Source organism: Sphingopyxis sp. GW821-FHT12F08 (genome assembly GCF_058806755.1).
Map to the genome: position 1 here is coordinate 1 of NZ_JBXAQA010000011.1, position 7,079 is coordinate 7,079.

Sequence of the window (7,079 nt, forward strand, 5' to 3'; positions counted from 1 at the left end):
GACCTCTTCACCTCGCGCACGGGCTACGACTATGGCGTGGGCACGGGCTATGCGATGGGCAGCGTGGTGCAGTCGGCGTCGGACAGCCACAAGAACGGCGACGAGAGCAGCTTCAAGGACGTCGCGAACAAGTACAGCTTCGTGTGGTACGACAGCGCGGTCCAGTATCAGATCGTCCACGACAAGGAGCGCAGCCACGAGGACGATCCCTACACCTATGGCCTGGTGCAGGGCGTATCGCTGAGCGACTTCACCAGCGATTACACCACGACGTTCAGCTACAATGCGTTCGGCCAGCTGACCTCGGCCAATGTCGGCGACGGCATGCCGAAGACGGTGACGTTCACCAACGACGAGCTCGGCCAGATCATCCGCCGCGCCGAGACGCGGCCGAGCAACGCGCCGTCGGCGCAGGTCGGGAGCCCGCACGAGGTGTGGTACCGCTATGGCGGCCGCCAGATGGGCTACACCGGCAACAACGGCACCAGCGAGCTATCGACCGCGGCGTCGATCGCCGAGCGCACCGCGACCCCGCCGACGACGCAGGGCACCTACCGCGGCGGCCAGACATATGGGTCGAGCTACCAGGATTTTGCGCAGAGCTACGATCCCTTGAACAGCTACAACCAGGGCAGCGCGGGCGGCGCCTATACGGTGCAGGCGGGCGACAGCCTGAGCAGCATCGCGCAGCGTCTCTACGGCGACGCGAACCTCTGGTACAAGCTCGCCGAAGCGAACGGCATGAGCAGCCAGGGCGCGCTGGTCGAAGGCCAGACGCTGACGCTGCCCGTCGGCGTCGCGCGCAACACCCACAATGCGGGCACGTTCGACGCCTATGATCCGATGGAAGCCATCGGTGAACTGTCTCCGACGACCCCCAAGCCCAGCAAGAAGCCGAAATGCGGCATGTTCGGGCAGATACTCATGGCGGCGATCGCCATCGCGGTGACGGTGGTGCTGACCCCGGTGGTCGGCCCGGTGGGTGCGGCGGTTGCGGGCAATGTCGCGAGCCAGGGGTTCGGGATGGCCACGGGCATCCAGCAGGGGTTCAGCTTCAAGAGTCTGGCGATGACCGCGATCACCGCGGGCCTGACGGCAGGGATCAGCGAACTGGCGCAGGTCGCGAAGGCGGGCTCGGCGCTATCCAAGGCCGCGAACTTCCTTGCGGGCTCGGGCTTCGAGAGCACGATCGTGCGCTCGATGGCGGTGAACGCGGCGACGCAGGGCATCGGGGTCGCGACTGGCCTGCAAAGCAAGTTCGACTTTGCCGGCGTCGCGGCGGCAGGTGTCAGCGCGGCGGCGGGCTATGGCATGGGCAAGATTACCGGCGCCGGTTCCCTGCTGAGCGACGGCAGCGCTCGTAATATAGCGGCCAATACGGCGGTCGGGGCGGCGCGCCTGTTCTCCGACGCGGCGACGCGCAGCGCGGTCAAGGGCAACAGCTTCGGCGACAACATCCTCGCGGCGCTGCCCAATGTGATCGGGCAGATCATCGGCGATGCGATCGGCGGGGCGGGCGCACGCGCCGCACAGGAAGGCAGAGTCGAGAAGATCATGGGCCACGCTAGCGTTAGCGATGAGCAACGCAGCGACCCCGTTTTCCGTGACCATGTTCGGGATATGGTAGCAACCGGGGCGTCGCGAAAGGACGTGCTCGGCCAGATTGAAAACGGCAATGTCCAGGCCGCGGTCGATCGGCAGACATGGGCTGGGGAGATTGTCGTTACTGGCCGTCGCAGTGACGCTGTGCCAAATTTTGACCGTAGTATGTTTATTCGAGTTCCGGCAATGTATGCGGCCTCAAATGGATCGGCAGGCGCATCGCGCATCACATTTAATAAGATGCCTGGATACCCTGTGCCGCCGTCATCAAAATTGCAGCCGGGCGACGGAGATGCTCAGGCACCCTACAATTCAATGGAGGTTACACTTGAGGATCTTGCTGCCCTCGCCAAAGCCAATGCGATGATTTCTGGCGCCAACAATATTGGTTATATCAATGCAGCCGAGAATATGAATTACTATTTGTCAGAAAAGGGAGGGACAAAAAGCATCGATTTGGAAAGTTTTCTAAGCGTGCCAGATGTCCAAAAAAGAGTTTCGGCTGAGTTGAATGATCAGGATGTTGCAGCAATTACCGCGTACCGAGAGAGCTACCTTGGGAAAGATGCAACCTTCTTCCTTCAAAGGGGGTGGTTTGGCGCCTATCCAACGGTAAAGACGCCGATTGGTGCTGACTGGCACTACGCTGTCGGGGATGCGAGTCTCTCCCTTCGATCCGAATATAGCTTCGCCCTCAAGGGCGGAACAGTATATTATACCCGAAAGACGACGGTAGATTTTTTTGATAGATATAATTGGGATGCCGATAAGTCAGTGACAATCGGGCCTGTGACCGTTAGCGATTCGGAAATGGGCAGGCTTCATTCTGTGGGCTTGGCCCGAGACTATCAAATTCGATCATCGCTGAAGATGCCAACGGTTGCGGGCCACTTTCCATATAGGGAGTAAATATGAAACTGTGGTTGGCGATCGTAAGCTTAAGCGCTTGCAGCATGGACCCCGCAGCCCATCGCGAGCCATATGTTGTTTTAGACAGCATTGAGGATATAATAAAAGAAGATCCAAATATAATACTAAAAGATATGAGATTTATTTCTATTAAATATCATCAAGAACATTTTCAGGATACGAATGAGTGGATTCATGTTAACGTGGATTCAGGAAGCAAGGATTTATTTCTCAATAAGAATCTACCAAAATCTTGGAAAAATAAATTATCTAGAGCGATGGCGCTAGAATGTGTAAATCCAGATATAATCAATGAGATATGCGTTAAATCCTTTGATACGATTTCAGAAGTAGCATCTTTTGAAAATGAAAATACGGAAATACAATATGCCATGAGAGAAAATCAAGATGGGACCTTTGACATTTGGTTGTTCAAAGCGGTTCATTGATTTTTAAGATCACGGATACAGTGGGTGCGGATAGGATTACGGTGACAGAGGATTACGGTGACAGGAGGATTACGGTGGGATTACGGTGGGATTACGGTGGGGATTACGGTGACAGGTGCATAAACCCCTAAACCGATCCATTCCGGCGCCAACTGCCCTCTCGCTGGATTGATCCTTCGCTCGGCTTGCCCGAACCGGGGCATGGCCAGACTGCCCCGCATCGTCCTTCCCGGCATCGCGCACCATATCACGCAGCGCGGCAACCGACGCGAGCGCACCTTCTTCGAGGATGGGGATTATGCCCTCTATCTCGATCTGCTTGCTGACGCGTCGCGAAGCGCGGGCGTGGAGATCTGGTCCTACTGCCTGATGCCCAACCATGTGCATATCATCGCGGTGCCGTCCGACGAGGACGGGCTGCGGCGGGTCTTCCGCCATGTCCACCGCCATTACACCGGCTATGTCAATGCGCGCCTGCGCACGACGGGGCATTTGTGGCAGGGGCGGTTCAGCTCGGTAGCGATGGACGAGACGCACCTGGTCGCAGCTCTGCGCTACGTCGCGCTGAATCCCGTCCGCGCGAAGCTTGTGAAGCGGGCGAACGACTGGCGATGGTCGAGCAGCCGGGCGCTTTGCGGCGCAGGGGACGACGGCATCGTCATCGTCGCACCGGCGCTGGAACGGGTAGGGGATTTTACAGCCTTTCTGGACGAGGCCTTCGATGAAGCCTTCACTTACGCCGCTCTCCGCAAGGCGGAGCGTATCGGCCGGCCGGTTGGTTCCTTGCAATGGCTCGAGGATATGGAAGCGAAGACAGGCCGCACGCTCAAGCCGCAGAAGCGAGGGCCTAAGCCGCAGAATATTTAGGGGTTATTGCACCTGTCACCGTAATTCTCACCGTAATTCTAAGGTAAATATATATAATGGGGATGTTAGGGAATATAATGAAAAATTAAGATATTATAATTCTAGCACTCGAAACCCAAAGCCCTATAAGGATACAATGGCTACTAAACCTAATATATTGCCGATTATATATACGCCCCCTTCGGATTTCAGGAAAAAATGATGAATAATTTGCATTGTTCATTGGCATCTGCTCTCATGTCTCTCGCGTTGTTGTCGGGCTGTGAATCGCATGCCCTTCCTCATGATTTGATTGTGGCGCAGGGTGGGCACAAAATGACCAACGGGCACGTGAAGATGGGAGGCGAGGATTTGGAAGTTGGCAAGGAAACTTTCACGTTTCTAGTTCGGTTGAATGTGCATCACTTTAGATACGCTTTCTCTATTCGTGACAGTAACGAAAATATTATCAGTGTTTTATTCTCTAATTCTGAAGTTCAGAATAAATTTGATGATTTCTTTAACCCGTTTATCCCCTTGACGCATGTATGGAACTCTGCCATTAAGATGGCATGACGAAGAAAAGCCCCTCTGCCAGCCCCGAGTTTAGCGTTCGCGAGTTCTTTGCGCGCTTCCCGACCGATGACGCCTGCCTTGAGCACATCATGCAAGTTCGTTTCGGCGGCACCCGCTTCGACTGCCCCAAGTGCGGCGTCGTGGACTCGACCTTCCACAAGCTGGCGAAGCGTCGCACCTACGTTTGCGCGTCGTGCGGCCATCATGTGAACCCGACCGCCAACACCATCCTGCACGACACGCGCACGCCGCTGGTTAGCTGGTTCTACGCCATGTATCTGTTCTGCACGACGCGCCACGGTGTCAGCGGCAAGGAACTCCAGCGCCAGCTTGGGGTGACCTACAAGACCGCCTATCGCATCGGCCAGCAAATCCGCGATCTGACTGCCAAGGCTCAATCGTTCGACGCGCTGCTCGCCGGTCACGTCGAACTCGACGAAGCCTATGTCGGCGGTCGTCGCTCGGGTGGCAAGCGCGGTCGCGGCGCCCCCGGCAAGACCATCGTCATGGGCCTTATCAGCCGCGACGGCCCGATGAAGGCGGTTGTCATCCCAAACGTCAAAAAGGACACGCTCCGCAACGTCGTGCTGGACAACGTTGAGCCGGGTTCGGTCGTCTCGACCGACGAACTCTACAGCTACAACTTACTCACTGGCGACGGCTTCACGCACGGCGCTGTGAAGCATGGCCAGAAGGAATATGCTCACTACGACTATCGTTCGGGCGAGACGTTCCACGTCAACACCGTGGAGGGCTTCTGGCGCCTGTTTAAGGCCTCGATCCGCTCGACGCATGTTCAAATCAGCGCGAAGCACATGCAACGCTATCTGTCGGAGTTCACTTTCCGCGCGACGAACCGCGACCGCGTGAACGGGATGTTTGACCTTCTGGTTGGGGCGCTGTGATGCGCCCCACCATTGCCTCAAAGTCAGAGCGATCGGCGGGGCCGACTCCGTCAGCCTCGGCTTGATCGACAAAATCACTTAATCGATCAAGTTTGATCGCATCAGCTAATGAAATTCTTGACGTTTCCATAACGTTCCTATAGCACAAACATGCACAGCGGCGCAGCCCTTTCGGAAGGGGCCACGCCGCTGCTCCGTGCCCCTTATGGAAGGGGGTCGGTCGGAAGGTCACCTAACGGCGACCCTCCGGTAATGTCCGGGCCATTTGCAACATGGCTCGGCACTCCTAGCCCGGGGGATTGAACCGCCCCCGGTCGGCGCCTTGGTGAGGCTTAGGTTCAGCCTTCAACGTCCAATATGGAAGTTGTGGGGCTATGGTTGGGGAGGTTTGCAGACCCCCCGGCGTCAGGGGAGGCCTCGGCCTCCCCTTTCTCGTTGAGACGGGATTTCAGGGCGACAAGCATGTTGTCGCGCTCCAAAAACTCGTCCTTCATCTCGCTCAGCATCGGCGAAATCGAACTCATCGGAATGTCCGACCCTTTAAGTGCGGACGCCATCTGCTGGATTTGGTTGGCGTTCAACCAAGGCTTGGCCGAGGTATCAAGCACCTCCCATATGTAAGCCTTGTTAGTTCCGTGGCGAAATGGATTGCGAATGCTGAAATCCGCGTTGCCTGCGAAGGTTTGAGGCGCAACCTGGACCGCGTGCGGCATTGCCACGTCCGTCCTCACGGGCGTGAGAAGTGGCGCTTCTGGAGTGGTGGGGAGGTCGCCGACAAGCTTCATAACGCGCTCGGACGCGTCAAGGTCGGCGAGCGTCGCGCGGGCCTCCACGATAACCCGCTCCGCTTCGCGGATCGCGTTCTCCGCGCGCTGACGGGCTTGCCGAATCAGCTGGGGGGTGAGGGAGTAGGTCATACCCCTTTATTGCAGGCTTGGGTTGCAGGGTCAAGCCGTGTTCTTCAATCCGGATTGGGGATCGAAACGGGAACATTCAAGCTACATGCGTCAAGGGGATAAACGGGTTCTTTAATGATGAAAATTTGGAAAAAATGGTCGGCAGAAAGGTTCTGTGCAAGTGCGTTGGGAAATTTGAAGATAAAAATCGAGATTCTTTCATTGTAGATAGCGCTAATTTTGAACTGCAATAGGCTATGAATTGCGGGTTGCGGTGACAGATGCATAAACCCTAAACCCCCAAACTAGCGCCCCTCAAAAACGTCTTTCCTAAATTACTTTGCTATGCTCCAAGCTGGTGGATGAACCACCCGGATCGCCTTGCCGCGTCGATACCGCATGCTTCGGCCAAAAACGCCGCATTGCGGCTTAAAGCGACAAAAGAGACAATTCGGACGCGCACATGCGTATCTTTTGTCGCTTTAAGCCAGTCCAGCAGCCTTCCGCACCCCGCAATCCAGTGTGAACTTCCGCAGATTTCCGCCCTTTCCCACGTCCCGCGCGCTTGGTCGCGCGCCCGCGGCACAACTCCCTACGGCGATGGGAGCGCCGTTGCCCGCAGCTTCCATAAAACGCAGCGAAGCTTCATCTGGAAAGGAGGCTCCTGACCTGAATCGCGAATGAAGTTGCGCGGTTTTCCGCGACTTCTTGCCGGCCATCAAATCCGGCGTCGTGGGGTCGCAACAGGGGGCGCCATGGGCTGAACTTCCCTGAACTTTGAAATATGACGCGGTGGGCAATATCCGCCGTACCCAGACCCAGCAATGGGGGGTGACCGCGACCGGCGGCACCGGCAGCCAGACGAGCAGCGACTATTGGTACCGCTTCGACAGCAT

Annotated in this window: 6 protein-coding genes; 5 read left to right on the forward strand and 1 reads right to left on the reverse strand. The window is 56.8% G+C overall.

The genetic code is table 11. The features are described from left to right. From AC1RNQ_RS21375 to AC1RNQ_RS21395, 5 genes are all read left to right on the forward strand, one after another. The coding region (locus AC1RNQ_RS21375; protein WP_493174525.1) for a LysM peptidoglycan-binding domain-containing protein at window positions 1-2,511 on the forward strand (2,511 nt) is incomplete at its 5' end. 2 nt (window positions 2,512-2,513) lie between these two features. Then, entirely contained in the window at window positions 2,514-2,960 is a 447-nt protein-coding gene (locus AC1RNQ_RS21380) for a hypothetical protein (protein ID WP_493174527.1), read from the forward strand. A gap of 201 nt (window positions 2,961-3,161) precedes the next feature. After that, window positions 3,162-3,827: a transposase gene (locus AC1RNQ_RS21385; protein ID WP_493174529.1), complete on the forward strand. Its 666-nt coding sequence runs from the start codon at window positions 3,162-3,164 to the stop codon at window positions 3,825-3,827. Between the two features lie 201 nt (window positions 3,828-4,028). Then, window positions 4,029-4,382 (forward strand): hypothetical protein, encoded by a 354-nt coding sequence (locus tag AC1RNQ_RS21390; protein ID WP_493174531.1) that lies wholly within the window; start codon window positions 4,029-4,031, stop codon window positions 4,380-4,382. Further along, window positions 4,379-5,287, forward strand: a complete 909-nt coding sequence (locus AC1RNQ_RS21395) for an IS1595 family transposase (protein ID WP_493174533.1) — start codon at window positions 4,379-4,381, stop codon at window positions 5,285-5,287. The genes AC1RNQ_RS21390 and AC1RNQ_RS21395 overlap by 4 nt, the downstream gene beginning before the upstream one ends. Before the next feature lie 338 nt (window positions 5,288-5,625). On the opposite strand, the gene AC1RNQ_RS21400 is transcribed toward AC1RNQ_RS21395, so the two are convergent. Beyond that, the gene (locus AC1RNQ_RS21400; RefSeq protein WP_493174535.1) at window positions 5,626-6,204 is read right to left on the reverse strand and encodes a prefoldin domain-containing protein; all 579 of its coding nucleotides are present in this window, start codon (window positions 6,202-6,204) and stop codon (window positions 5,626-5,628) included. Window positions 6,205-7,079: the final 875 nt, after the last annotated feature.

Coding starts and splice junctions, on each gene's coding strand:
- AC1RNQ_RS21380 (WP_493174527.1), top strand. CDS start 2,514: ATGAAACTGTGGTTGGCGATCGTAAGCTTAAGCGCTTGCAGCATGGAC.
- AC1RNQ_RS21385 (WP_493174529.1), top strand. CDS start 3,162: ATGGCCAGACTGCCCCGCATCGTCCTTCCCGGCATCGCGCACCATATC.
- AC1RNQ_RS21390 (WP_493174531.1), top strand. CDS start 4,029: ATGAATAATTTGCATTGTTCATTGGCATCTGCTCTCATGTCTCTCGCG.
- AC1RNQ_RS21395 (WP_493174533.1), top strand. CDS start 4,379: ATGACGAAGAAAAGCCCCTCTGCCAGCCCCGAGTTTAGCGTTCGCGAG.
- AC1RNQ_RS21400 (WP_493174535.1), bottom strand. CDS start 6,204: ATGACCTACTCCCTCACCCCCCAGCTGATTCGGCAAGCCCGTCAGCGC.